A 25,525-nucleotide genomic window follows, 5' to 3' on the forward strand; every position below is an offset into this window, starting at 1 on the left:
AACCTATCACGCTGCTTTTCTTGTACAACATAACTCTTCCTTTTCTTAACCTAAAAATCTTTAAAAGCTCGTCAAAGCGGATCTCTGCGCAAGCGGCTCACCCTGAGCACTGGGTGTATCTTGACGATCGTCCTCTACTGACGCACAAGCAAAGGTCGACCTAAATCACTGGCCTCGAGCTGGCGTATTGCTGCTTGTACTGGCTCGCCTTCCGCCAGAGGCCCAACCTGCACACGGTAGAGCCTGGGCGATCCTTGACTGGATAAAATCCGCACCGGCGCTTGCGTCATCCCTCGAACTCTTTCTTGCAAGCGGGTCGCGGCCTCAGCATCCGCCAGTGCCGCCACTTGCAGGAACACGCTCGATTGCGCTGCCACTTGAGTCGGGTTCTCACGCTGCCAGGCCAGCGGATCGATCGCCTCAACACGCACCCGCCCCGTTCCCGTCTGGACTATACCTAAGCGATAGGCTGCCGCATAGGACAGATCAATGATCCGCCGTCCAACAAAAGGACCGCGATCATTAATACGCACGATAACCTGACGTTGATTATCCAAGTTAGTGACACGCACATAAGTTGGAATCGGCAAGGTGGTATGGGCTGCGGTCATGGCATACATGTCATAGACCTCACCATTGGAGGTTAAGTGCCCATGAAATTTAGTGCCATACCAAGAAGCAATGCCTGTTTGTACAAAACCCTGGCTGGAAGGCAGAACGCGATAGGTTTCTCCAAAAACCGTGTACTGGGCCGCATTACCCTGACGACTACGCGGCTCAACACGCGGGATGGCGTCAGGAATCCGCGACACATCGGGCGGGTTCGCGGGCAGACCATCGACACGCTGGGTATAGCGCCCGCCGCCAGAGCTGGTGACTCTATCTTGCAGCGTATAAACCGACTGTCCACTTGGCGAGTGAGCACCGAACACGCCACCTCCGCCACCGACAGAGCAGCCTGTCAGCAGTGCGATGCCTGCCAGTGCCACCAACCTTAACGCTACATCACCTCGCTTCATCCCACTTACTCTCGCTCATCGATCAGCTGTCTGCTGCGGACGGGCATTTTAATCCATCCCTAAAGACCTGGCCAGATCATAGACTGCCAGTGCATACATACGGCTATGGTTGTAGCGCGTGATGACATAGAAGTTATTCAGGCCTAAAACATAACGGCTGGATTCTTCAGCAGTACGAAAAGCCATCGGGATCACGCGTTCCGCGTCCTCGAGGCTGGCATCTACACGCACACCAGCCGCGCGTACTTCAGACCAAGGCTGGCGATTGAAGCGATTGGCACGCAACTCAGGCAGGGCCGATTCATCCCCTGTCAAGCGGAACTCATGCGCCACAGCCGCGCCGCGCTGCCAGCCATGGGCTTCAAAATAACGCCCGACTGAGCCTATGGCATCCACTGGGTTGGTCCAGATATCGGCAAAACCATCGCCATCAAAATCAACGGCGAAATCACGATAGCTGGTGGGAATAAACTGCGGATAGCCCATCGCACCGGCATAGGAGCCCATCGGCAGGCTGGGATTCAAGCCGGTTCGACGGGTCAGCTCTAAAAACTCGATCAACTGGCCACGGAAAAAGGGCGCGCGTGGCGGATAATCAAAGGTCAGCGTCGCTAGGGCATCCAGCACACGATGTCGCCCCTTGTTGCGACCATAGAAGGTTTCAACGCCGATAATCGCCGTGATCATTTCAGCAGGCACGCCATACTGCTGCTCAGCACGTTGCAGTGCGTCTGCATAACGAGTCATAAACTCACGTCCTGCCTGCGCCCGTGCTTCGGTCAGAAAAATCTGACGATAGTCATACCACTGCAAGACGCGCTCGGCAGGACGAGCGATCAAATCCAGAATATCCTGTCGCTGACGGGCCTCAGCGAGCGTCGTGACCAGCCACTGGCGCTCAAACCCCCGCTCATTGACCAGCAGTTCGATCAATTCAGCCACATCCTCGCGTGTTTCTGGATGATAAACCTGCGGATGGGCGAGCAGGTTTTGGCTCCACACCAGTAGCAAAAGCAAGCTCAGCATGAGCCTGACACGCACGTTTCTTGTCTGTCTCAGCGAGACCGGGGTTAAATGGATCACGTTCACTCCTTTCATTATTTATCGACTAAAGCCTTGTGCGTGTGAATAGACATCAGAATACCGAATCCGATCAATAAACTGATACTAGAGGTGCCGCCAAAGCTCACCAGCGGCAGCGGCACTCCAACAACAGGCAATAAACCACTGACCATACCAATATTGACAAAAAGATAAATGAAGAAGGTCATGATAATGGCTGCAGCCAGCAAACGTGAGAAACTGGTGCCGGCTTGCATCGCAATCGACAAACCACGCCAGATAATCAATAGATACAAGCTCAGTAAGACACAAACACCAATAAAACCCCATTCTTCCGCCAAAACCGCAATAATAAAGTCCGTATGCCGCTCAGGAAGGAACTCCAGCCGTGATTGCGTTCCCTGTAGCCACCCCTTCCCTTCTAATCCACCAGAGCCGATGGCGGTTTTGGATTGAATGATATTCCACCCTGTTCCCAGCGGGTCGCGCTCGGGATGCAAGAAGGTGAGCACCCGATTACGCTGGTAATCATGCATCACCATCCATAAGGCGGGCAAAGCAGCGGCGGCCAGGCCGATAAAGCTAAAAATCAGCTTCCAACTTAAACCCGCCAGAAACAAGACCACCAAACCTGAGGCAGCCACTAAAAGAGAAGTGCCCAAATCCGGCTGTCTGGAGATCAGCAACACCGGCACTGCCAGCAGAGCGAAAGAGATCATCAAATGCTTCCACCCAGGCGGCAGATGGCGTCGCGCTAAAAAGCTGGCCAGCATCAGCGGCAAGGCGAGCTTCATCAGTTCGGATGGCTGAAAGCGAAATCCAGCTAGGGCGATCCAACGCTGTGCGCCCTTGGCATCCGTACCGACGAACAGCACAGCAACGAGGGCCGCCAGACTGGCCCCATAAATCCACGGTGCCCAATGCAAGAGCGTGCGTGGCTGAATCTGCGCGACAGCAAACATCAGCATCAGGCCCAAAACAAAGCGATGCAACTGCGCCTGGGCCACCGCCCATTGGCCACCAGAGGCACTATAGAGCACAACCAACCCTGCGCCCATCAGGAGCAGCAAGCCTCCAAGCAACCAAGGATCAAGATGCAGGCGTGTCAGCCAGTTCTCTTTACGCCTCAGGTGCTTTTCTGCACCAGGCAGCTTCCATTGAAAATCACGGGGCATGATCAGCCTCTAATTGCGCGAGACGCTCAGGAGTGAGATAAGCATCAAAAATTTGTCGTGCCAATGGCGCGGCGATGCGACTCCCACCACCTTCAGCATTTTCAACAATCAGCGCCAGAGCAATCTGTGGGCGATCGGCCGGCGCAAAACCCATAAATAAGGCGTGATCACGCAGATGTTCGGGGATGGCATCCCGATCATGCGTTTCTTCCTGGCTTAAGCCAAAAACCTGTGATGTGCCGGTTTTACCTGCAATACGATAGCGCGCACCTGCACCAGCAAAACGGGCTGTTCCTTCACGGCCGTGCATCACGTCTTCCATGCTGCCAATAATATAATCCCAGTAGGCTTCATGCTGTACGCTGATCGGTGCAGGAAGATCTGGATCTGGCAGGTCATCATCATTCATCAGTAAATGAGGGCGCACCCATTGGCCTCGATTGGCTAGCACCGCCGTTGCCGTGGCCAGCTGTAAGGGCGTCGTCAGCCAGTAGCCCTGCCCTATCCCTGTGCTCAAGGTCTCACCGGGAAACCAGGGCTGACGATGCACTTGACGCTTCCACTCCCGATTCGGCATCAGGCCCGCTCGCGCTCCCTGGACATCTCGCGCCATGACCTGTCCAAACCCAAATTCGCGCATGGCAAGATCGATGCGATCGATGCCGAGCAAAAATGCCAGATGATAAAAGAAGGTATTGTTCGAGACTTCGATTGAACGCCGCAGATCGACCTCGCCATGCCCCCAACGCCGCCAATTGCGGTAGCGCCGATCATCATTCGGTAGCTGATAAAAACCGGGATCATGGATCACGGTATCCATTTGAATCACATCTTCTTGTAAACCCAGCAGTCCGATAAAGGGCTTGATCGTCGAACCTGGGGCATAACGGCCACGAGCCGCCCGATCAAACAGGGGTTGCTGCGGATCACGGCGTAATTCATGAAAGGCAGTCGAATCAAGCGAGCCAATAAAAACATTTGGGTCATAACCGGGTGAGCTGACCAATGCCAGAATGCCACCCGTGGCAGGCTCTATCGCCACCAATGCCGCACGCTGGCCAGCCAAAGCCTCGTAAGCAAAGGCTTGCAACTCAGCATCAAGATGCAGATGCAAATCCTCACCCGGACGCGGCGGTTCGGATTCCAGCAGACGAATCACTCGTCCACGAGCATTGGTTTCTACACGTCGAAACCCAACCTCTCCCAGCAGGCGTTCTTCATAGAAACGCTCAAGGCCAGTTTTGCCAATATAGTGCGTACCGCTATACGCGCGACGATCAATACGCGCTTGATCTTCTTCACTGATCCGCCCGACATAGCCCAGAGCATGAGACAAGGCTGCACCATAGGGGTAATCGCGCAGCAGCTGAGCGGCCACCTCGACACCTGGCAACAGATGGCGATTCACGGACAAGATGGCAATCTGCTCTTCAGTGAGCTGATCGAGCAACAAGGCAGGCTCAAAAGGACGGCGGCGCTGGCGGCTTCTTTCCTGCAGCTGCTCCTCACAAGCGGCATCAAGATCAAGGAAAAAGCACACGCGACGAATCACCAGCGGCACATTATCCGCCAGTTCGCGCGTTAAAGTGAGGCTATAGCTGGGCAGGTTATCCGCCAACAGGCGGCCTTCACGGTCGTAGATCAGCCCGCGCGTAGGTGGGATGGCTTCGACACTAATACGGTTTCTTTCGGAGCGGCTGGCATGGACATCATATTGCCACAACTGCAAGTAGGCCATACGACTGACCAGGCCAGCCAGGATCAAAAGCACAAAAAAAAGCAGCAGGCGTGCACGAAAAAGAAAAATCTGCTTTTCTTTTTCTGGGTCTTTAATCTGACGATGAAATTCTGACATAGACGTGACTCAGACCTGCCGCGAACTGCGCTTAGCGGTGATAGGGATGACCGGAAATCAGGCTCCAGGCACGATAGAGCTGCTCTGCCAGCACAACGCGCACCAGAGGGTGAGGCAAGGTCAAGGCTGAAAGAGACCAGCGCTGTTCTGCTCGTTGCAGACAAGCATCGGCTAGGCCATCTGGCCCGCCAATCAGCAGGACCACATCACGGCCGTCCATGCGCCAATCCGTGGCCTGTTCCGCCAAGGTCTCACTAGACCAGGCCTTGCCTTGCACATCCAGCGCGATCACCCTTTCTTTAGGGTGAATCTTGGCCAACAAGGTCTGGCCTTCTTGCTCCTTGGCCTTCGCACCTGAGTGCTGACCTCGACGCTGACCGAGCGCACACTCCTCAAACTGAACCTTAAAATCGGCAGGCAGGCGGCGTAGATATTCATTCACCCCCTGCTCAACCCAAGACGGCATCTTTTGTCCAACGGCAAGGATTCTGATCTTCACCCTTGTGCAACCTGCTCTGCTGTCGGTGCCAGCTCACCCCAGAGCTTTTCAAGCGCATAATAGTCACGCGCTTCTTGCTGCATGATATGCACGAGCACATCACCGAGATCAACCAGCACCCAGTCACTGGCATCCTGTCCTTCAACGCTCAGCGGATGGATTTGTTCTTTCTTTAATTCATCGACGAGATGTCGGGCCAAAGCCGCCACCTGACGTGACGAGCCACCGGTGACAAGAACCATGCGATCCGTCACGCTGGTCTGTTCAGTGACATCAAGCACCACTGGGTCTTTCGCCTTTAAATCATCCAGCAGTTGCAAGACTCTCTCGGTCAGCGCAGCCGCATCCAGTGGGGCGGGATTCACTTCTTGTTGCATACTTACTCCTCAGTTAAACAACATCAGCCACATAAAGCTGATGCTCTTGAATATAGTGCAGCACACTGTCCGGTGTCAGATAGCGCATAGAGCGCTGCTGCCGTAAACCCTGACGCAAGAAGCTAGCCGAGATTTGCAGCTGGCTAGGCAGGGTAATGTGAAGCACAGAGCCGGCAGGGTGCAAGCTCAGCTGTTCTGGGTCACGCACACGCCGTTCTGCTGACCAGGCACGCAAGGCTTCTGGCTCCTGATCGGCCGTCCCTGGACGCGCGATGACCACCAGATGCGCTAGATCCAGCAGGCGCTCAGTCCGCGACCAGCTGAGGAGCCCGAGATAAGCATCCCAGCCCAGCAGCATCGCCAGCGGCTGGTGCGGCCCATATTCAGCGCGCAAAGCCTCCAGTGTCTCCACGGACCAAGAAGGTCCAGCCCGCCTCAGCTCACGATCATCAACATAAAACAGCGGCTCATCGGCCGTCGCCAGATGCAACATGGCCAAACGCGCCGCACCACTCGCCTGCGGCTGAGGACGATGCGGTGGCACCTGACAAGGAATCCAGTGAACACGCTGAATCGGCAAGCACTGGGTCAGTTCCAGCGCACTGCGCAGATGGCCACAATGCACCGGATCAAAAGTTCCCCCATACATCAGCACCAATCCGCTGGACTGGGCCGCAACCTCGTTACTGGCGGATATGACCATCACCCAATACCACATACTTTTGTGAGGTCAAACCCAGCAGCCCCACAGGCCCCCGAGCATGGATCTTATCTGTCGAGATCCCAATTTCAGCGCCCAAGCCGTACTCAAAGCCATCTGCAAAGCGCGTTGAAGCATTGATCATCACCGAGCTGGAATCCACTCTGGCCAAAAACTGGCGTGCGCGCGTCCAGTTCTCAGTGACGATGGCATCCGTATGATGTGAGCCATAGTGATTAATATGCTCTATCGCCTTATCCATCGAGTCCACCAGCTTAATGGCCAGTATCGGCGCGAGGTACTCGGTGGACCAATCCGCCTCTATAGCCGCCTGCATACTGGGCACCAGACTACGACTGCGCTCGCAGCCGCGCAGTTCAACTTGTTTTTCAGCATAAAGCGCAGCCAAACGCGGTAACAGCTGCGGTGCCTGATCAGCGTGAATCAACAAGGTTTCCATCGTATTGCAGGTACCGTAACGGTGCGTTTTGGCATTCAGCGCAATCGCCAATGCCTTCTGCTCATCAGCATCCTGATCTAAATAGACATGGCAGATGCCATCCAGATGTTTGATCACTGGAATACGTGCATCCTGCGTGATCCGCTCGATCAAGCCCTTGCCACCACGCGGGACCAAGACATCAACAAAGTCCTGCATCTGGATCAGCTCACCCACAGCCGCACGATCGGTTACCTCAACCAGCTGAACGGCCTCGACCACCAAACCAGCTTGCGCCAACCCCTGCTCGATACAGGCGGCGATCGCACGGTTGGAATGAATCGCCTCAGAACCGCCACGCAGAATCACCGCATTCCCTGATTTCAGGCACAGGCTTGCCGCTTCAACGGTCACATTGGGCCGCGATTCATAAATCATCCCCACGACACCCAGTGGCACACGCATCTTGCCAACCTGAATACCGCTCGGGCGATAATTCATTTCGGTGATTTCTCCAACAGGATCTGGCAAGGCAGCAACCTGGCGCAGGCCCTCGATCATCGCATCAATACGCCCGCTGGTCAGTTCCAGACGATCCATCAACGCGGCATCCAAACCACGTGCAGCACCCACACGCAAGTCTTCCTGGTTGGCCGCCAGCAGTGCAGCACGCCCTTGATCCAGCGCATCGGCCATGGCCAAAAGCGCCTTATTCTTATCTTGCGTGGTGGCCTGCACTAGGGTCTGCGCGGCACGACGCGCTTGCTGCCCAAGACGCTGCATATAGTCTGCAATATTCATGCTGAACCTCTACCTGATCCTAAAAGGGTCTTTACACCTGCTCCCACAGTCATCAAAGACCACCAGAGCCAACTAATTCAAACCGACAACCTTAACTGAATCAGGGCTGAAATTCACTTACTTTTCCAATCTTGACTCTGCTTCGATATTGCCATCCCAGCTGATTACCGATCTTTTTTTTATAGAGATAGATTAAAAAGAAAGGTTTAAATCCAGCAGCCGGCTTTTGACCGGCATTTTATCTGCGCTGCCTTTCCATAACCTTTAACATTGGTTTACAATACATCCGCCAGGGGAGTGGCCGGTCTGCCAATGAAGGCTTTGTTTTTGAAGACCCTGACACCCAATGAATGGGTGCTTACAGATAAACAAAGGTTTGTAGAGTTATGGAACCACTTGAGTCCATACGTGCTTTAACTTGGTGCCAGGTTTTAACCTGTTTCTTTTTTGCTCTGCTTGCAGGGTGGCACTTTCACATCCATGACCTGCCTCACGCCAGCCTTTACTTTACCGGCATGCTTCTGGTGATTTTCTTTCTTGCTTTTCAACCCGAGCACAAGGGCCTGCGCTGGCTAGATTTCGGCACCCACCTGATCTTCAGTTTTTATACCCTGATTTCTTTTTATCTGGTCTTACAACTGAGCGAAGAGACGCCGCTTTACTATTTAAGCATTCATCTGGCCTATCCTTTTCTTGCCTTGGCTTTTTTCCCTTACCGTCAAGGCTTGAACTATGTGATTGGCTTTGCTGTTAGCGTTAACTTTCTGCTGATGCTTGAGTTTTCGGGCAGTTTTCGCGCAACGATTTTACTGGCCTTCTGGGCTGGCACTCTGCTGGCCACCCTTTACGGCTACACCCACCAACGCCGACAGCAAGAATATCTGCAACGCCTCAGACGCGACCCCAACACCAAAGTTTTCAACGCTGCCCAACTGGCCCAGGATCAACTCAGAGAAGAGCAGCGCGCTGCGCGTGAAAAAACCTATCTGCTGCAAGTCAAGCTTCAGCCTCATACTCCACCCTTGTCACTTGCACAGCTCCAGCGCATTCAGCAGGCACTGCTTCCCTATGAACAGCTTTATCAAGATCAGCAGCAACAGCTTGTTCTGCTCTTGCCCGCCGCCAATGAGGCCGCTGCCGAGCAGAGAAAGCTGAGCTTGAGCACTGCAATTCAAGATGCGGATCTGCTGACACTGCATCCCCCAGCACCGACACCATCACCGAGCCTCGCACCGCCCGTAAGGCAGCTGCGCGCATGAGAATCGAGTTCAATCCACCGCTGCGCCAGCTGGGTGCCTTTATCTACTGCCTAATCAGCTTACTGATGATTGGCATGGCCGTGCAGGTGTATCGCTCTGGCTATTATGAAGCCATTCTACTACCCAGCTTATTGACGCCTGTTTTCGCTGCACTGGCCATCTGGCGCTGGGTCATGCCCAGCCGTGTGGTCTATGATCCAGCGGCACTGATTGCCTTGCTAGGACTGATGTTCTTTTTGCTCTTTCAGCCAACCAGTCCACATGAATCGAGTCAGTGGCAATATGTGAGCTTCTTTTTTCCTTTTATTGCCTTTTATCTGCTGCCCAATGCTGTCTCTCTTGCCCTCAGCCTGCTGCTGCTGGCTGGGCTCACCCATTGGCACTTGGATCTGGACTCACTGGATGCCACACTGATTTTTATTGGTCACTATCTATTGCTGCTGATGATTGCTTGGCTCTATGGCGTTAAGCATCGTCAGAAAACAGCCAGCCTTGAACAGCTGATTGGGCAGGATGAAACCACAGGCTTTTATAACCGGCAGCATTTGCAACAGCAGCTCAAATCCGAGATTGCACGCAGTCGCGCCATGCAAAAGCCGCTGGCTTTTTTGCTGATCGAGCTGCATCAATATCCGCTGCTTAAACAAGAGTTCAGTCCATCCAGCGCCAGATTGTTCCTCAAGGAAGCCAGCCGTATCGCGCGCATGAATTGTCGCACAGGCGATGAGGCTTATCGTTTTGATGAGCAAACCCTGTTGTTGCTGCTACCCAACACCAGCATGAATGGTGCACTGGTACTGCGTGAGCGACTGTATCAACAGCTGCTGCGTGAACTCAGCTCTGAGCTGGGGCCACCGGATACCAGCATCACACCACTGGTTCTCGCTCCGGGCGAGAATCTTGATCAGTGCTGGCAGCGGCTGCACCAGAGCTGCGTCCACTCACTCAGTGAACGCGTTTAACCTGCCGGTTCTTCTCCCCAGCGTGCGACCAGCTGCTGCTCCAACCCCAGCTGGTCCAAGACACGCGCCACAACAAAATCGACCAAATCATCAATGGTCTGTGGATCATGATAAAAGCCCGGGCTAGCGGGCATGATCACCGCGCCCATTTGAGTCAGCTTCAGCATATGCTCTAGATGCACTTGGTGCAGGGGCATTTCTCGCAACACCAAAATTAACTGCCGCCTTTCCTTGAGCGCTACATCACCCGCGCGCTCAATCAGGTTATTACTGGCACCTGTGGCCAGAGCCGACAAGGTGCCGCCAGAGCAGGGACAGACCACCATACTGGCCGCTGCACCTGAACCTGAAGCGGCTGGAGCAAACCAGTTCTCGCGCCCATAGGCACGCACCTGACCTGGCTGATCAGCATAGCGCTCTGCCAACTGGGCATTCAAACGCTCAGGATCAGAAGGCCAACGGACTGGGGTTTCCGTCGCCATCACCAGATGCGCCGCCTTCGAGACCAATAGATCAACCTGGCATCCCTGCGCCACCAAACAATCCAGCAACCTGAGTCCATATTGGATGCCAGATGCCCCTGTCAGGGCCAGTGTTACTCTTTTCATGTCCACTCTCTTTGCTTGAACATCACTGATTATGTTGGGCGACCTGTATCGACTGGCGTTGCATCCGCTGCCTGAGACTGCAACGCCTGTAACAGACGCTGATGCAGGCCGCCAAAACCACCATTGCTCATCAAAATCAACTGATCACCTGGGCGGGCCTCAGCCACTAAGCGTGCCAGCAGCTGATCCAAATCCGTCCAGCACTCCCCCACCCCCAGCTCAGCTGGCGACCAGCGCATCTGCGGTGATTGATACCAGAATACCTGATCTGCTGCGGCCACACTGGCAGGCAGCTCTGCGCGCAAGGTCCCCAGTTGCATGGTGTTAGAGCGAGGTTCAATCACCGCCAGCACGCGCCCACTGGCTGTTGCCCGTGCGCCTTCCAGTGTGGTTTTAATCGCTGTTGGATGATGCGCAAAATCATCATAGACTGCGACACCACCCGGCTGCCCCAAGGCTTCCATACGCCTTTTGACCCCTTCAAAACGGCTCAATGCCGCCAGCGCTTGCTCAGGCAGCACACCAACATGGCGCGCTGCAGCCAGGGCCGCCAGCGCATTGGCAATATTATGCGCTCCCGTCAAGGACCAACGCAGCTCACCCACGCGCTGCTGCTGAAAAAACACCTCAAAGGCACGCCCTGCCTCTATCACCGCACCCACCTGCCAGTCTGCCAACTCACCCTGCGGCCCCAGTGTTTCTTGCTCACTCCAACATCCTGCATCCAATACCGCCTGCAAAGCCTCACTCGCTGCTGGAAACAACACCCGCCCAGTCGAGGGCACAAGACGCAATAGATGCTGAAACTGACGCTGAATCTCACCCAGATTGGCAAAAATATCCGCATGATCAAACTCAAGGTTATTCAGAACCAGCGTGCGTGGCGTGTAGTGAACAAACTTCGACCGCTTATCAAAAAAGGCCGTGTCATACTCATCGGCCTCAATAACAAAAAAAGGCGTCTGACCCAGGCGCGCTGAACAGCCAAAATTGCGCGGCACCCCGCCAATCAGAAAGCCAGGGGCCATGCCCGCTTCTTCAAGAATCCAGGCGAGCATACTCGCCGTGGTTGTTTTTCCGTGGGTACCGGCTACCGCCAGCACCCAGCGTGGCTCGCCCACCTGCGGGCGCAACAAATGATCATGCAGCCATTGCGGGCCAGAAACATAGGGCAACTGAGACCTGAGCAGCGCCTCTACGCAGGGCAGACCACGGCGCATCACATTGCCGACCACCACCAGATCCGGTGCGAAGATCTGCGGATCATAATCAAAACCTTCATGAAGGTGGATATCTGCCTGCGCCAGCTGATCACTCATTGGCGGATAAACCTGCTGATCTGATCCGCTGACCTGAAACCCCATCTCACGCGCAAGAATCGCCAGAGACCCCATAAAAGTGCCGCAAATACCCAAAAAATGCAGGTGCATATCTCTCCCTCTTTGGTCATCAGGCCGCTAGTGTAACAGTTTCATCTCTGAGCACACGGCTCTCGCCTGAGCCAGGTATCAGCCCGACTCAAGTCCACTTAAAACAGCCATGCATTTTAATTAAGGATGGGATAAAATGGCGGCTATTTTGATGGCTTTACGCCTGTCCTTTCATTTACTCAGTAGGAGCTTTTTTTCCTATGGCGAAGCAAAACGCCTTTTATGCCCAATCCGGCGGTGTGACCGCAGTTATTAATGCCAGTGCTTGCGGCGTCATTGAAACCGCCCGTCAGCATGGCGATGCAATCGGAACTGTCTACGCTGGCCGCAATGGCATTATTGGTGCCCTCACTGAAGAACTGATCGATACCAGTGCCTTATCCGATCAGCAGGTGCAACAGCTACGCCATACACCAGGCGGTGCCTTTGGCTCTTGTCGCTACAAGCTTAAGGATATTGACAGCCATCGCAGCCAGTACGAGCGCCTGATTGAAGTCTTCAAAGCGCACGATATCGGCTACTTCTTCTACAACGGCGGCAATGATTCAGCCGATACCTGCCTCAAGGTCTCACAACTGGCCGATGCGATGGGCTACCCACTCAAGGCTGTTCATATCCCCAAAACAGTCGATAACGATCTCCCCGTCACGGATAACTGCCCCGGCTTTGGCTCAGTCGCCAAGTATATTGCCGTCTCCACCCAAGAAGCGGCGATGGATATCGAATCCATGTGTGCAACATCAACCAAGGTCTTTATTCTAGAAGTGATGGGCCGTCATGCTGGCTGGATTGCCGCTGCAGGGGGCTTAGCGGGCCACAAAGAAGGTGATGCTCCACATCTGATCATCTTCCCTGAGATTCCTTTTGACCGCGCCACCGTCATGGCACGCGTGGATGACTGCGTCAAGAAGTTCGGCTTCTGCGTTATGGTGGTCTCTGAAGGCGCACGCTATGCTGATGGCACCTTCCTCGCCGATGCTGGAACAACCGATGCCTTTGGTCACAAACAGCTCGGCGGTGTTGCGCCCACACTGGCTGGCATGATCAAGCAAGATCTCGGCCATAAATTCCACTGGGCCGTCGCTGACTATCTGCAGCGTTCTGCGCGCCATCTGGCCTCAGCAACCGATGTAGAGCAGGCTTATGCCGTAGGTGCAGCAGCCGTCAAGCTGGCCTTGGAAGGCAAGAACTCAGTGATGCCCACCATCGTCAGAACACAGGACACCCCCTACGCTTGGGAAATCGGCGAGGCCTGCCTGTCTGATATCGCCAATGTCGAGAAAATGATGCCGCGTGATTTCATTACGCCCGATGGTTTTGGCATTAGCGAACTGGGCCGCCAGTATCTCTCGCCCTTAATTCAAGGCGAAGACTGCCCTCCGTATGTGAATGGCCTGCCGCAGTATATCCGCCTGCAACATCAGCTGGTTGCGAAAAAACTGCCGGACTTTGAGCCCTAAGCCGCTTCTTTTGAGCCCTGGATTGCTGGCGCGTCTAGGGTTCTTCAGCGCCTCATGCACCTAATCACATAAAAAAGCCGCCCAATATCAATGGAGCGGCTTTTTTAAGCCCTGTCATCCTGACAAGGCAGCGAACTGACGGATCGACTCAGGCCGAGTTGCCCTCTAGCAGTACAAAAGCCAGCGCCATCTCCTGTTCATCACTCAATGAAAGATGAATCTGCTTCACACCAAGAGCCTGGGCTTTTTGCTCAGCGACGCCAGAAAGAGCCAACAGTGGCTTCCCCAGCGCATCATTACTCACCTCGATCTGCTGCCAGCTTAAACCATCACGCAGGCCAGTGCCCAAGGCTTTGAGCAGTGCCTCCTTGGCGGCAAAACGCTTAGCCAAAAAAGCAGCAGGCTGGGCGGTTTTTTGCATCGCTTGTCGCTCAGCAGGGGTCAGTAATCGCTGACAGATGGCATCGCCACGACGCGCCAGCAGCTGCTCAAAACGTGCAATCTTCGCCAGATCTGTACCGATGCCAAGAATCATCAACGACTAGTCGCGGAAGTTGATAAACTGCAAGGGCAACTCAAGACCCGCGCCTTTCAGCAGCGCCATCACCTGTTGCAAATCATCACGCTTTTTACCCGTCACGCGCACTTGATCGCCTTGAATCTGGGCCTGCACCTTCAGCTTGGCATCTTTAATCAGCTTCACTATCTTTTTTGCGCTATCGCTTTCAATGCCTTCACGCAACTTCACCGACTGACGCGCACTTTTATTGGCTTCTTGGATCTCGCCTTCTTCCAAGCAGGCGATATCGACACCCTTGCGAATCAGCTCAGCTTTTAGAATTTCCAACATCTGTTCAACCTGAAACTCAGCTTCAGCCTTGAGCTGAACATCATAATCCTTGCTCAACTCAAAACTGGCATCCACACCTTTAAAATCAAAACGATTACCGACCACGCGATTGGCCTGATCGACAGCATTGGTCACCTGATGCTTATCCAGCTCTGAGACGACATCAAAAGAAGGCATGCTTTTCTCCGCACAACAAAAAACGCCAGTATAGCCTGAAACGCCCCAAGCTGGGGCGATTTTTGCGTCAGAAGAAGCGACCTCGAAGGCAGCGTTAATCAACGTCATGAGCGCAGCATCACCCCGCACCCTAGCGCATCAAAGGCGGCCTAGCTGGTCAACACAGGCAGATGCAGTGCTTGACTCAGTTCTGCCAAGCCCCAGCCTAAAACAGCACCCAGCAGCACATCACTTGGATAGTGCAGCCCAAGAATCAGACGCGAGAGGGCGATCAGCAGCGCAATCACTGCCAACCAAGGCCAGAGCGCAGGCAAAGCGGCCACCAGCAGACAACTCATGCAAACAGCATGCAGAGTATGACCAGAGGGAAAGCTAAATCGATCAAGCGGAGGCAGGTGGGCTTCGATATGCGGGTGGGCCTCACAGGGACGCAGGCGGCTGGTTGTGCGCTTGATCATCCAGTAGATCAGCACACCGCCTAATCCCGTCAGCAGCAGCTGCACACTGAACAACAGGCCGTTCCAACCATAGTACCAAGGCAAAACCAGCACCCAGAGCAGCCAGAAATATCCATCTCCAAGGCGGCTAATGAAGCGAAAAAAAGACTTAATCAGCTTTTTCTGGCCGATCACATTACAACGCCAGCTCATTGAGGAATCCATAGCACCCAAGCGCTCAGTCCAAAGATGCCCTTGCAGAACAAAAAGATTTTTGATGCTCATCATCTTTCTCCTTCTTCAATACAGAACTCAAGAGCTGATAGAGTTGCTGGTGGATGCTTTCCCAGCTCAGGGCTTGTACGCTCAGATAAGCGGCCTGCCCAAGCTGAGGCAAGCGACCTGCCTCAGCAGCCATCTGCTGCGCCGCCTGCTGAAAACGCGCCGCTGCGGCCTGTTGCTCTGCTGGATCACCCAAGCTGCTCGGCCCAGCCACGCTGCGCCCATTGACCCCATCTTCAATCAAAACCTCTGCTGCGGCACGATCAAAGGCCAGCACAGGGATACCACTGGCCATGGCTTCGGCCACCACATTGCCATAGGTGTCCGTCAAGCTCGGAAAGAGCATCAGATCCAAGCTCGCATAAAAACGTGCTAGCTCAACACCCTGCTGTAGACCCACGCAGATCGCTTGTGGGCAGCGCTGCTGGACAGCGGCTCGCATCGGGCCATCCCCCACCAGAAGCAGGCGAGCATCTGGGCGCACCTGCTGTATCGCTTGAAAGGAGGAGAGCAGAAGATCCATGTTTTTTTCTGCCGCCAAACGGCCGACATAGCCCACCAGCAGCTGCTGTGCATTCAGGCCCAGCCTTTGCCTCAGCATCCATGAACGCTGATAAGGATGAAACAGCTGCGTATCCACACCCCGTCCTAGACAGAGCACCCGTTCAAAACCTTGCTCGAGCAGCAGCTGACACTGAGGCTGAGTGGGGGCCAGGGTGCACTTTGCTTGCTGATGAAACCAACGTAGATAGCGCAGCGCCGGACGCTGCAAAAAACCCAAACGATAGGCGGGCAGATAGTCGGCGAAGTGAGTGTGATAACCCGCCACAACCGGAATCTGATGACGGCGAGCATAGCGTAGCGCACTCAGCCCTAAGGGCCCTTGTGTCGCGATATAAAGCAGATCAGGCGGTGTCTTGGCCCAGTGGGCTCTGACGGATTGAGGCAAGCGCCAGCCAAATTGCAAGCCGGGATAACCAGGCAGCGCAGCAGCCAGGCTAGGCCACTGCCCTGAAGGTAAGGCCTGATCCTTTAAGCGAGGACGCACCAGATCGATCTGCACCCCCTGAGCTTCTAATCCTTGCACCCAGTGTCCCAGTGTATGGCTGACACCATTGGTTTCTGGCGCGTAGGTTTCGGTAATCAACCCTAGATGCATGCTCACCTCTGCTGGCCGTTTCTGGCAGAATGACGGCTGGAGGTGACAAACTGATCAACAAATCTTGACGTTCAGATGACGCCAAGCGCCGCTGCAACAAGACAGATCAGCACTTGCTTAAAAGTGGATGAATCGCTAAGGTGTGGCCGATTGCTATAAGGAGATCCAATGACCCAACGCAGCTGGTATGCAATTCAATGCAAGGCGAAAGAGTCATTTCGTGCAGTTGAGCATTTAGAGGCTCAAGGTTATATCGTCTTTCATCCAACCTTACAGGTCGAGAAGGTCAAGCGTGGACGCCTGACTTATCAGGAAGAACCGCTGTTTCCCTACTATGCGTTCATTCAACTCTGCCGTACCAGCGATAACTGGCGGCCGATTCGCTCGACTCGAGGCGTTCTGAAGCTGCTGAGTTTTGGCCAGGAGCCAGTACAGGTTCCTGATGCGCTGATTCAATCCTTACAGCAGCCCCAACAGAGCACAACCCAGCACCTCTACACCCCTGGACAGAAGCTGCGCATCACCTCCGGCCCTTTTCAGGGACTGGATGCCATTCTGGCCTGCACCAAGGGTGAAGATCGGGTGGTCTTGCTATTGGAACTACTCCAGAAAGAGCAGCGCATCACACTGAAGGTGAATGCCGTTCAGCCTGCTTAACCTGCTCATAGAGCTGCTGATGATGGGCCAGTTCAAGCTTCAGCGGCTTGGCGGCCTTCAGCAGACTGCCAGTAATAAAATCGATTTCTGTCTGACGCCCTGCCTGTAAATCCTGATACATCGAAGAAAAGTTCTGGGCTGTCGCGTAGATAACCTGCTCAACTCGGCCCAGCAACCCACCTTCAGGTTCTGGAATACCCAAACGCTTGAAGACCTGCTGCAATTCGCCACACAAGGCCTGTACCTGAGGCTGGAATTCACGCGAAGCCAAGGCACCGTTCGCGACCCGATGCAAGCCTGTCAGCGGATTGATCACGGCATTCACCGCCAGCTTATGCCAGAGCACAGGACGAATGGCATCCACGACACGCGCTTGCAAGCCAGCAATGGTCAAACGACTCTCCCAAGTCTTTTCAGCTTGCTGATCTGGCCCAGACCAACGCCCTAGAAGCGTTTCGCCCCGCGCGGCATGCACAACACAGGTCGACGTTTCTTTATAGGCCCCTTCTGTGACGCTGGCCGCCAAGAGAGTCTGTGTTGGCAGCAGTTGATCGGCCACCTGCGCCTGACTCCCCAGCCCGTTTTGCAGCATCAGAATCTGTGCGTCTGCGCTCAGGTGTGGCTTCCAAGGTTCAAGAGCACTCAGCACCTGTCCGGCCTTAGTCGCAATAATCAGACGCTCAATAGAAAGATCCGCATAGGGCTGACTGATCAGACGAACAAAAACCCGCTTAGGCAGGCTGGCATCCGACGCCTTGAGGCTCACTCCCAAACTGAGGGCCTGCGCCTGATTGGGCTTCACCAGCAAGGTCACAGGGCGACCGGCCTTGGCCAGTTTGCTGGCATAAAGCAAGCCCAGACTACCTGCTCCTAACACAAACACGGCTGCTTCACTCATCCTCAACCTCGTCACCATTAACCTAAGACCTGACGTGCTTTAATCAATGCGCGATACCATTCTCGCTTGGGTGCTGCAACCATCGGCGGACGCAAACTCAAAAAACTCACCGGACCATTGCCTGAGTTGGGCTCATGCTTGGCCAGCAGCTCCAGCGTCTGCGGCCGAGCACCATAGGCTTCCACCAGGAACTCGCGCGCTTCTTCTGTTAGATCAACACGATAGTGCTTGACCAAAGCCACCGCCAGACGCTCTGCCGCCTGCCCCATATCCTGCTGCACCTCCTTGGCCATTGCACTGCCCAAAGCCGCTTTTTCAGCCGCGCTCATATTGGGCTCCAACCCGCCAAGATAGGTGGCATTCGAGGCATTCAGTCCCCGCTGCACTGCCGGACGACTCAAATGGATATAAGGCTCAAGCGCAAGTGCCACTTCCACGGCCAGTTGTCGCGCACCTTCCAGCGTCAGCGGCCGCAAGCGCCCATCACGACGAGTAAAGAAACGGCGGCCACGCTTTTCTAGCTCTTCACCTTGCAGGTAGGCCACCAGATGCTGACAAACCGCCAGTTTTTCTTCTTCGGTCAGCCAGACCATTTTTTCTAGGATACGCAAACCCCGGCGACCTGGCCCCAGTTGCAGCTGACTAGCATCATCACCAAAACGATGAGCAAGCTCATTCCACTCCTCTGAGGCTTCGAGCAAGGCCACATGCGCCTTACCCAGCTGCTGATAGCCTTGACGAGCCGCCTTATACAAGGCCAGAGAACGCGCCAGCACATCCACCTTGGCGCGCAGTTGGCTGCTCATCGGCACGCCATAGTAGCGTACGCCCTGCACCAGCTCAGACACCTCTTTGGCCAGCTGATCCAGAATCGCCTCCACCCTTGCCACCAGCTCTTGTGCAGCCAGACCATTAGGCAGCTGCTCGTGGGTGGCCTCATCCGTTTCCACCAAAAAACTGGCCAAGGCGCGTAGGCGGTTACTGCCACTGGCCTGTGCAATGCGATAATGACTACGTTTTTCTTCGAGCTGATCCAGCGCGCGTGCCAGCTTCCACTGCCCCGAATAGCTAAAGATCAGCATCGGAATTTCCCGCCCATTGATCAGCTCAAAGGCGAGAATCAGCATCTCTTCGACATCCTGCAAGGTCATGAGAAACAGGTTGTCTTCCTCAATGGCCGCCAGAACGCGTTCAATAAAATACTCATCACGCGGTACACCACGCTCCAGCTGAGGCGGCTCACCACTAAAGCGCTCGCGCAGCACCGTCACCGCCTGAGGTGACACAGCCTGCAACCACTCTAAAGCGGTTTCAATCCGCTCACGATACTGGCGATTCAGATCACGCACTCGCGAATACAGACCCGCTCGACGATAGGTATCAATACGGCCGAGAATCTTGGCCAGCTCACTGTCTCCGGTGAGCTCCTGTGCGGCAAAAGCCACTCCATCTGGTGTCAAATCGACACGGCGCAGCAGCTGCAATGCCGCTTCGCGCTGACGCGCTTCCCCTTCTTCAAAGCTACCAACGATCAAATCATTGACGGCCAGAATCAGATCAGCCAGCTTATCAATCGCCTCGCTCATATCCAGCTCATCTTGCTCTTTGACATGACCTTGCACCACGTCATACACAATCTTGGCAAAGAAAGCGATGGTGCCCGATAAGAGCGAGAAGATAAAAAAGTAGAGCATGTTTTGCGCCGGTGGCGGGCGACCAAAGGCGATATAATAACCACCAAACAGGCCCATCAAGGTGACCGGACCCGCTGTCCACACGATATACAAAAGACTTCGCGTCCAGTGCGTCGAATGCACAATGCGCTGAAATCTCTCTCTTTTCTCGTTGCCTTCACGATCTAAAGACACGCGCGCCCGCTGAGCCGCGCGCTCTTTTTTCTTTTCTCGCCACTGGCTTGCTACGCGGCGCAACCAGCTCCAAAAACCCATGACCTGATCCCTCATTCTTGTTCTTGCCGTGCCTGATGGGGCTGAGGCTCAAGCGGAAAATAGCGCATTAATACCCAGAGCAGCGGCAGCCCCAATAAGGCAATCACGGCGGTGAGGATAAAAAAGACACCCCAATCGCCATCGAGTTGATCGACCATCCAACCACTGGAGGCCGAAAACCAGATGCGTGCCAAATTACCCAAGGATGCCAGCATCGCATACTGACTGGCGGTATAAGCTAAGTTACATAAGCTGGAGAGATAGGCCACAAAGGCCACCGTTACCAAACCAGAAGTCAGGTTATCCGCGATCACTGCCAGCGCAAAAACAACACTAGACTGACCAGAGTAGGCCAGCAGGCTATAAGTCAAATTGGTGGTAGCGGTCGCCAGTCCAGAAATCAACAGCGCCTTCAGAATACCCACCCTCGCCACCAAAATACCCCCCAAGGCCACACCGAGTAGCATCGCAGCCAGCCCGTACACCTTGGCAACCTGCGCGATCTCCACCAAGGAAAAACCGAGGTCACGATAAAAGACATTCGCCATGCGCCCAAGGAGAGCATCACCAAGCTTAAAGATAAAGATAAACGCCAAAATCCACAACCAACCACGGCGGCGGGTGAATTCGGCAAAGGGCGCGACCAGATTGACATAGAGCGGCGTCAACAGATGCCGCATCCGTTGAGGCAACCAGGACCAGCCAGCCACTTGAGCACGCTGCTGCGCCTCTTCTTCGAGAATCACCTGCTGCACGCGCGGCTCAGGACTCAACAACAAGGTGATCATCCCGATCAGCACACTCAAGGCCAGCAGTTGATAAGCCAGCTGCCAGCCAAAATGCGCGGCCAGATACAGCCCACCCGCCGCACCCACAAGCGTGCCGCCAAGATGCCAGCCCCAGACCGCCATCGCCGAACCTGCACCATACTGATGCGGCTCAAGAATTTCGACCCGATAAGCATCGATGACGATATCCTGCGTCGCCGAGAGGAAGGTCACAAAGAGCACCGCCATCGCCATCCAGGCTAGATTTTGATCTGGCCGAGCCAAGGACAGCAGCAACAAGGCGACAATCAGCAGCGCTTGAATCAATAATCCCCAACCGCGCCGCCGCCCAAAGCGCGCCGTGAGCCAAGGTAGGGCCACACGATCTAGCATCGGTGCCCAAAGAAAATTGATGGCATAAGGGGTGGCGGCCAAGGCAAAGAGGCCGATTTCTGTCCGTGAGACGCCGACTTCTCTTAACCAAAGAGACAGATTGGAGAACACCAGCGGTGCCGGTAGGCCACTGGCGAAACCGAGCAATAACAGGATCAACATGCGTCGATCCAGATAAGGCCCGATCCAACGTTGCAAGGCGATCATCGCGACGTCTTAACCGAATGCAAGGCTAGCGAGCATCACGGATCAACTGCTTCATCTCTTTGACCGCCGCTGCCAAGCCAACAAACAGGGCGTGCGCGATCAAACCATGCCCAATATTCAGCTCATGAATTTCAGGCAAGGCTGCAATCGGCTGCACATTGTGATAATGCAAGCCATGCCCAGCATTGACGATCAATCCCTTCTGGTGAGCAAAGCGAGCCGCCTCACGCAAACGCTGATACTCCTGCTGCTGGGCTGCGCCACTGGCTTCGGCATAAGCGCCAGTATGCAACTCAATGACCGGTGCTCCTGCCGCCAAGGCCGCTTCTATTTGCGCTGGGTCAGGATCAATAAATAAAGACACCTCTGAACCCACCTGCTGTAAGCGTGTGCAAGCCGCGCGCACCGCATCCAACTGGCTGATCACATCAAGGCCGCCTTCGGTGGTCAGCTCTTCGCGCTTTTCAGGCACCAGGCACACCTGCTCTGGGCGCAGGTTTTCAGCATAGTTGAGCATAAAAGGCGTGATCGCCATTTCAAAATTCATACGGGTTTGCAGCACCTGCTGAATCAGCTCGACATCTCTTTCTTGAATATGACGTCGATCCTCACGCAAATGGAGCGTGATGCCATCAGCCCCAGCCTGCTCAGCAATCTGTGCTGCCAGTACGGGATCTGGATAACGTGTGCCTCGGGCCTGGCGCAAAGTCGCAATATGATCGATGTTGACGCCCAGTCGGGCTGATTGACTGTACATAACCCACTTCCTTATCAAAAGTCATTGTGATGATCCAAGCGCAGCAGCAGGCCAGGGCTTGTGCTCCGCTGGAGTCTGTCTAGCTTGAGTCTGTTCGGTTTGATGAGTGGCACGCCCAGCTGAGGAGGCGAGCTGATAAAAGAGCGCACGGCTTTGCAAGGGACGCGAACCCAGCAGCGGCTGCAAACGCCAGCGTGTCCATTTCTTGGCAGCCAGACGGGTCGCTGGCGCACGCCAGTCATCTTTTAAGATCGCCAAGAGGCTCGCACCATCCAGCACCAAGGGTGTGGAGGCGCTTGCCTCCTGATGCACTGGCTGCCAGCCCTGTTCATGTACCCAGCTATAGAAGATCTCAGGCCTCAAGGGCTGCCCGTCGCGATCTGTCTGCGGCAGATCCTGATCTAAAAACGCCAAAAGCGCCAGCTCTAAGCGTCTTAATGCCGGTTCACGCTGCTCTGTTTCTGTCAACAAATGCAAGAGCAAAGAGTACTCACGAAAAATAGCAGGACAAGGCAGGTCTGCAGGCAGTAAACGACTCAGCAATTCATTTGCATACAGAGCACAGACCAGCGGCTCACCATGAAACCACAAGGGAGAGCCGGAGGCTTCGAGAAGATGGAGGTTTGTCAGCTGGCCACGGCCGCGCCAACTCAGATGAAGGGGCGTAAAAGGCTGGAGCAGAGCACGATAGCGACTTTGGCGACTACGTACTCCGCGCACGACCAGATCCACTCGCCCGTGATCCAGCGTCAGAAACCAGGCTAAGGCACTGGTTTCTCGATAGGGACGCTGATGCAACAACCAGGCTGCATCAAGATCTGAAGCTGGCGTGGACAAGACCATGGCCTATCAGGCTAGTCCAGCCCTGTATAACCAAGGCTCTTTAAAGCTCGGTCATCATCTGACCAGTTGCTTTTGACCTTGACCCAGAGATTCAGCATCACCTTGCTTTCAAATACCTTTTCCATATCCAGGCGCGCATCCCGACCTATGCTTTTCAGCTGGCTGCCCTTCTCACCAATCAGGATTTTTTTCTGCCCATCACGCTCAACCAGAATCAGGCCATGAATATGCAGCGTTGGGCCTTCTTGCTTAAAGCGCTCGATTTCCACTGTCACGGCATAGGGCAGTTCTTCGCCCAGCTGGCGCATGATTTTCTCACGGATCAGTTCAGCAGCTAGAAAACGGGCACTGCGATCCGTCACCTGATCTTCAGGAAAGAAAAATGGCGCTTCTGGCAGCTGAGCTTCAAGACTGGCGACCAGCTCATCAACCTGAGTACCTTGCTTGGCTGAAATCGGGAAGATGGAGTGAAAGGCGTACTTCTGGCTGACTTCTTCAATAAAAGGCAGCAGGCTGTTTTTATCTTCCAGCCAATCCACCTTGTTAATCACCAACACCACTGGACAGGTTAAATGCTCTAAGCGCTTTAACACCAGCTCATCTTCTTCTGTCCATTTGGTGCGATCAATCAAAAACACCACTAGATCGACTCCACGCAACGCCTGCGCGGCAGCATCATTCATATAGTGATTGATGGCTTTATCGCGATTGCCTTGAGCAAGGTGCATACCGGGGGTATCCACATAGATGGCCTGTGTCTGGCCTTCTGTCACAATCCCCAGAATCTGATGGCGTGTAGTCTGCGGCTTTTTGCAGGTAATACTGATCTTCTGCCCCAGAATACGATTCATTAAGGTTGATTTACCCACATTTGGGCGACCAACCAAGGCAATATAGCCGCAACGTGTTGCTTGGCTTGTCATTTGACCTCCAGGGCCTGTAAAGCTTTCTGCGCCGCTTCTTGCTCAGCAATGCGACGGCTGGATCCCACCCCGAGAGGGCGGTAACTGAGTTCTTCGATGCAGCATTCTACAGTGAACATCTGCGCATGTGCCTCACCTTCAACCTGTATCACATCGTAACGCGGCAGCGGCCGCTGGCGAGACTGGAGAAACTCCTGCAAGCGCGTTTTCGGATCTTTCTGCGTATCATCCAGCGACATCTGCTCAAGACGGGATTGGAACCAGCTACGCACCCGCTCGCGCGCCACATCCATGCCCGCATCCAGATAAATCGCACCTATAATGGCTTCCAGCGCATCGGCCAGAATCGAATCACGACGATAGCCGCCACTTTTGAGCTCACCTGATCCCATGCGCAGATAATCACTGATCGCAAATTCACGCGCCACTTCAGCCAGCGTCGCACCCTTCACCTGACGGGCACGCAAACGTGAGAGCTGGCCTTCACGCGCCTGAGGAAAGCGATGAAAAAGATCCTCAGCGATAATAAAGTTCACGATGGAATCGCCTAGAAACTCAAGGCGCTCATTGTTCTGCTGCCCATAGCTACGATGGGTGAGCGCCAGATCCAGCAGGTTGAGATCATGAAACTCATGCCCCAGACTTCTGGTTAAAGCGGTCAGATTTTGTCTCACAAAACACTCACTTAATCAGCCTCACATCACGGAAGCTTGGTAAATTAAAAAAGCCTGTCCAGTGCATCCAGACAGCCACGGCCTGGCCCACTAAAGCCTCTTCAGGCACAAAGCCCATCACTAGAGGCTCGCCACGCTGGTTAAAATATTCGGGAATAATCAAGCAACCCTGCTCAGCATGCGGCTGACCTTCACACCAAAAACGGCTGTCATTACTATGGTCACGGTTATCGCCCATCACCAGATAAAAACCTTCTGGCACCTCGACTTCAGGAAAATCATAGTAGCGCTCAGGAAAGTTATAGACCTGATGGCTGACTTCACCGAGCTGCTCTTGCCATAACCATTCACTCGGTGCTTCACGCGGATGACGCTCTAACAATTGACGCTCAACGGGCAGGCCGTTGACGATCAGCTCTTTATTACGGTAGGCAATACGATCTCCCGGCACACCGACAACCCGCTTGATATAGTTCAAACGTGGATCAAGCGGATAGCGAAACACGGCCACATCGCCTAGCTCAGGTCGCCCAACTGGAATCACCTCGGTGTGTATGACCGGTAAACGCACACCATAGTTGTACTTGTTGACCAGAATAAAATCACCGATTTTCAGTGTCGGCAGCATCGAGCCGGAGGGAATCTGAAAAGGCTCATACAAAAAGGAGCGCAGCACCAAAACCAAAGCCAGGACAGGAAAAAAAGAGACGGAGTATTCCACAACCAAACCTGGCTCTGCCTTTTTACCCTCTGCCTGCACCGCAGCACGTTGACGACGCAACACCCAACGGTCGAGCGCCCAGACCACCCCGCTGAACAAGGTCGCCAGCACCAACACCAGAGAAAAATCGATATGCATCAAAACTCTTCCTTCCTTTATGAACACCGAGCAGGGTAGCGCGCCCC

Annotated in this window: 26 protein-coding genes; 4 read left to right on the forward strand and 22 right to left on the reverse strand. The window is 54.4% G+C overall.

Annotated features, from left to right (window positions below):
- Window positions 1-134 precede the first annotated feature (134 nt).
- From V6U78_RS08595 to V6U78_RS08630, 8 genes are all read right to left on the reverse strand, one after another.
- A complete protein-coding gene (locus V6U78_RS08595) occupies window positions 135-1,019 on the reverse strand; it encodes a septal ring lytic transglycosylase RlpA family protein (protein ID WP_405339426.1) in 885 nt (294 codons plus the stop codon).
- Window positions 1,020-1,067: 48 nt separating this feature from the next.
- On the reverse strand, window positions 1,068-2,045 hold the full coding sequence (gene mltB, locus V6U78_RS08600; protein WP_405339428.1) for a lytic murein transglycosylase B: 978 nt from the start codon (window positions 2,043-2,045) through the stop codon (window positions 1,068-1,070).
- 71 nt (window positions 2,046-2,116) lie between these two features.
- Window positions 2,117-3,256 carry a rod shape-determining protein RodA gene (rodA, locus tag V6U78_RS08605; RefSeq protein ID WP_405339430.1) on the reverse strand — a complete coding sequence of 380 codons (1,140 nt, stop codon included), beginning with the start codon at window positions 3,254-3,256 and terminating at the stop codon, window positions 2,117-2,119.
- Complete coding sequence (mrdA, locus tag V6U78_RS08610; RefSeq protein ID WP_405339432.1) at window positions 3,246-5,111, reverse strand: penicillin-binding protein 2; 1,866 nt, start codon at window positions 5,109-5,111, stop codon at window positions 3,246-3,248. Before mrdA ends, rodA begins: the two co-directional genes overlap by 11 nt.
- A gap of 31 nt (window positions 5,112-5,142) precedes the next feature.
- Window positions 5,143-5,610 (reverse strand): 23S rRNA (pseudouridine(1915)-N(3))-methyltransferase RlmH, encoded by a 468-nt coding sequence (rlmH, locus tag V6U78_RS08615; protein WP_405339434.1) that lies wholly within the window; start codon window positions 5,608-5,610, stop codon window positions 5,143-5,145.
- Entirely contained in the window at window positions 5,607-5,987 is a 381-nt protein-coding gene (rsfS, locus tag V6U78_RS08620) for a ribosome silencing factor (RefSeq protein WP_405339436.1), read from the reverse strand. The genes rlmH and rsfS overlap by 4 nt, the downstream gene beginning before the upstream one ends.
- A 13-nt stretch (window positions 5,988-6,000) precedes the next feature.
- On the reverse strand, window positions 6,001-6,690 hold the full coding sequence (gene nadD / locus V6U78_RS08625) for a nicotinate-nucleotide adenylyltransferase (protein ID WP_405339438.1): 690 nt from the start codon (window positions 6,688-6,690) through the stop codon (window positions 6,001-6,003).
- Entirely contained in the window at window positions 6,671-7,927 is a 1,257-nt protein-coding gene (locus V6U78_RS08630) for a glutamate-5-semialdehyde dehydrogenase (RefSeq protein ID WP_405339440.1), read from the reverse strand. Before V6U78_RS08630 ends, nadD begins: the two co-directional genes overlap by 20 nt.
- Window positions 7,928-8,313: 386 nt before the next feature.
- On the opposite strand from V6U78_RS08630, the gene V6U78_RS08635 reads away from it, so the two are divergent.
- On the forward strand, window positions 8,314-9,186 hold the full coding sequence (locus V6U78_RS08635) for a hypothetical protein (RefSeq protein ID WP_405339442.1): 873 nt from the start codon (window positions 8,314-8,316) through the stop codon (window positions 9,184-9,186).
- On the forward strand, window positions 9,183-10,148 hold the full coding sequence (locus tag V6U78_RS08640) for a GGDEF domain-containing protein (RefSeq protein WP_405339444.1): 966 nt from the start codon (window positions 9,183-9,185) through the stop codon (window positions 10,146-10,148). Before V6U78_RS08635 ends, V6U78_RS08640 begins: the two co-directional genes overlap by 4 nt.
- On the opposite strand, the gene V6U78_RS08645 is transcribed toward V6U78_RS08640, so the two are convergent.
- Window positions 10,145-10,756: a flavin prenyltransferase UbiX gene (locus tag V6U78_RS08645; RefSeq protein WP_405339446.1), complete on the reverse strand. Its 612-nt coding sequence runs from the start codon at window positions 10,754-10,756 to the stop codon at window positions 10,145-10,147. The genes V6U78_RS08640 and V6U78_RS08645 overlap by 4 nt on opposite strands.
- A 29-nt stretch (window positions 10,757-10,785) precedes the next feature.
- Window positions 10,786-12,186, reverse strand: a complete 1,401-nt coding sequence (gene mpl, locus V6U78_RS08650; protein WP_405339448.1) for a UDP-N-acetylmuramate:L-alanyl-gamma-D-glutamyl-meso-diaminopimelate ligase — start codon at window positions 12,184-12,186, stop codon at window positions 10,786-10,788.
- Window positions 12,187-12,386: 200 nt separating this feature from the next.
- Here mpl and V6U78_RS08655 point away from each other — a divergent pair, with 200 nt between their 5' ends.
- Complete coding sequence (locus V6U78_RS08655) at window positions 12,387-13,646, forward strand: 6-phosphofructokinase (protein ID WP_405339450.1); 1,260 nt, start codon at window positions 12,387-12,389, stop codon at window positions 13,644-13,646.
- Window positions 13,647-13,794: 148 nt separating this feature from the next.
- Here the strand turns inward: V6U78_RS08655 and acpS are convergent, their stop codons facing one another.
- The 4 genes from acpS to V6U78_RS08675 form a co-directional block, all read right to left on the reverse strand.
- Complete coding sequence (acpS, locus tag V6U78_RS08660; protein ID WP_405339452.1) at window positions 13,795-14,181, reverse strand: holo-ACP synthase; 387 nt, start codon at window positions 14,179-14,181, stop codon at window positions 13,795-13,797.
- A 6-nt stretch (window positions 14,182-14,187) separates the two neighbouring features.
- A complete protein-coding gene (locus tag V6U78_RS08665) occupies window positions 14,188-14,673 on the reverse strand; it encodes a YajQ family cyclic di-GMP-binding protein (protein WP_405339454.1) in 486 nt (161 codons plus the stop codon).
- 149 nt (window positions 14,674-14,822) lie between these two features.
- Entirely contained in the window at window positions 14,823-15,395 is a 573-nt protein-coding gene (locus tag V6U78_RS08670; protein WP_405339455.1) for a phosphatase PAP2 family protein, read from the reverse strand.
- Window positions 15,349-16,551, reverse strand: a complete 1,203-nt coding sequence (locus V6U78_RS08675; RefSeq protein ID WP_405339457.1) for a glycosyltransferase — start codon at window positions 16,549-16,551, stop codon at window positions 15,349-15,351. The genes V6U78_RS08670 and V6U78_RS08675 overlap by 47 nt, the downstream gene beginning before the upstream one ends.
- Window positions 16,552-16,719: 168 nt before the next feature.
- Here V6U78_RS08675 and rfaH point away from each other — a divergent pair, with 168 nt between their 5' ends.
- Window positions 16,720-17,208 carry a transcription/translation regulatory transformer protein RfaH gene (gene rfaH, locus V6U78_RS08680; RefSeq protein WP_405339459.1) on the forward strand — a complete coding sequence of 163 codons (489 nt, stop codon included), beginning with the start codon at window positions 16,720-16,722 and terminating at the stop codon, window positions 17,206-17,208.
- Here rfaH and V6U78_RS08685 read toward each other — a convergent pair.
- The 8 genes from V6U78_RS08685 to lepB are packed head-to-tail and all read right to left on the reverse strand — an operon-like array spanning window position 17,174 to window position 25,472.
- A complete protein-coding gene (locus V6U78_RS08685; RefSeq protein WP_405339461.1) occupies window positions 17,174-18,106 on the reverse strand; it encodes a ketopantoate reductase family protein in 933 nt (310 codons plus the stop codon). The genes rfaH and V6U78_RS08685 overlap by 35 nt on opposite strands.
- A 17-nt stretch (window positions 18,107-18,123) precedes the next feature.
- Complete coding sequence (locus V6U78_RS08690) at window positions 18,124-20,055, reverse strand: hypothetical protein (RefSeq protein WP_405339463.1); 1,932 nt, start codon at window positions 20,053-20,055, stop codon at window positions 18,124-18,126.
- Window positions 20,056-20,066: 11 nt separating this feature from the next.
- Window positions 20,067-21,422 carry an AmpG family muropeptide MFS transporter gene (locus V6U78_RS08695; protein WP_405339465.1) on the reverse strand — a complete coding sequence of 452 codons (1,356 nt, stop codon included), beginning with the start codon at window positions 21,420-21,422 and terminating at the stop codon, window positions 20,067-20,069.
- A 25-nt stretch (window positions 21,423-21,447) separates the two neighbouring features.
- Entirely contained in the window at window positions 21,448-22,179 is a 732-nt protein-coding gene (gene pdxJ, locus V6U78_RS08700; protein WP_405339467.1) for a pyridoxine 5'-phosphate synthase, read from the reverse strand.
- 21 nt (window positions 22,180-22,200) lie between these two features.
- Entirely contained in the window at window positions 22,201-23,016 is an 816-nt protein-coding gene (recO, locus tag V6U78_RS08705; protein ID WP_405339469.1) for a DNA repair protein RecO, read from the reverse strand.
- Window positions 23,017-23,033: 17 nt separating this feature from the next.
- Window positions 23,034-23,945 (reverse strand): GTPase Era, encoded by a 912-nt coding sequence (era, locus tag V6U78_RS08710; protein ID WP_405339471.1) that lies wholly within the window; start codon window positions 23,943-23,945, stop codon window positions 23,034-23,036.
- On the reverse strand, window positions 23,942-24,619 hold the full coding sequence (gene rnc / locus V6U78_RS08715) for a ribonuclease III (protein ID WP_405339473.1): 678 nt from the start codon (window positions 24,617-24,619) through the stop codon (window positions 23,942-23,944). The genes era and rnc overlap by 4 nt, the downstream gene beginning before the upstream one ends.
- A gap of 7 nt (window positions 24,620-24,626) precedes the next feature.
- Window positions 24,627-25,472, reverse strand: a complete 846-nt coding sequence (lepB, locus tag V6U78_RS08720; RefSeq protein ID WP_405339521.1) for a signal peptidase I — start codon at window positions 25,470-25,472, stop codon at window positions 24,627-24,629.
- Window positions 25,473-25,525 lie beyond the last annotated feature (53 nt).

Source organism: Marinospirillum alkalitolerans, from assembly GCF_045055655.1.
Lineage (GTDB): Bacteria > Pseudomonadota > Gammaproteobacteria > Pseudomonadales > Halomonadaceae > Marinospirillum > Marinospirillum alkalitolerans.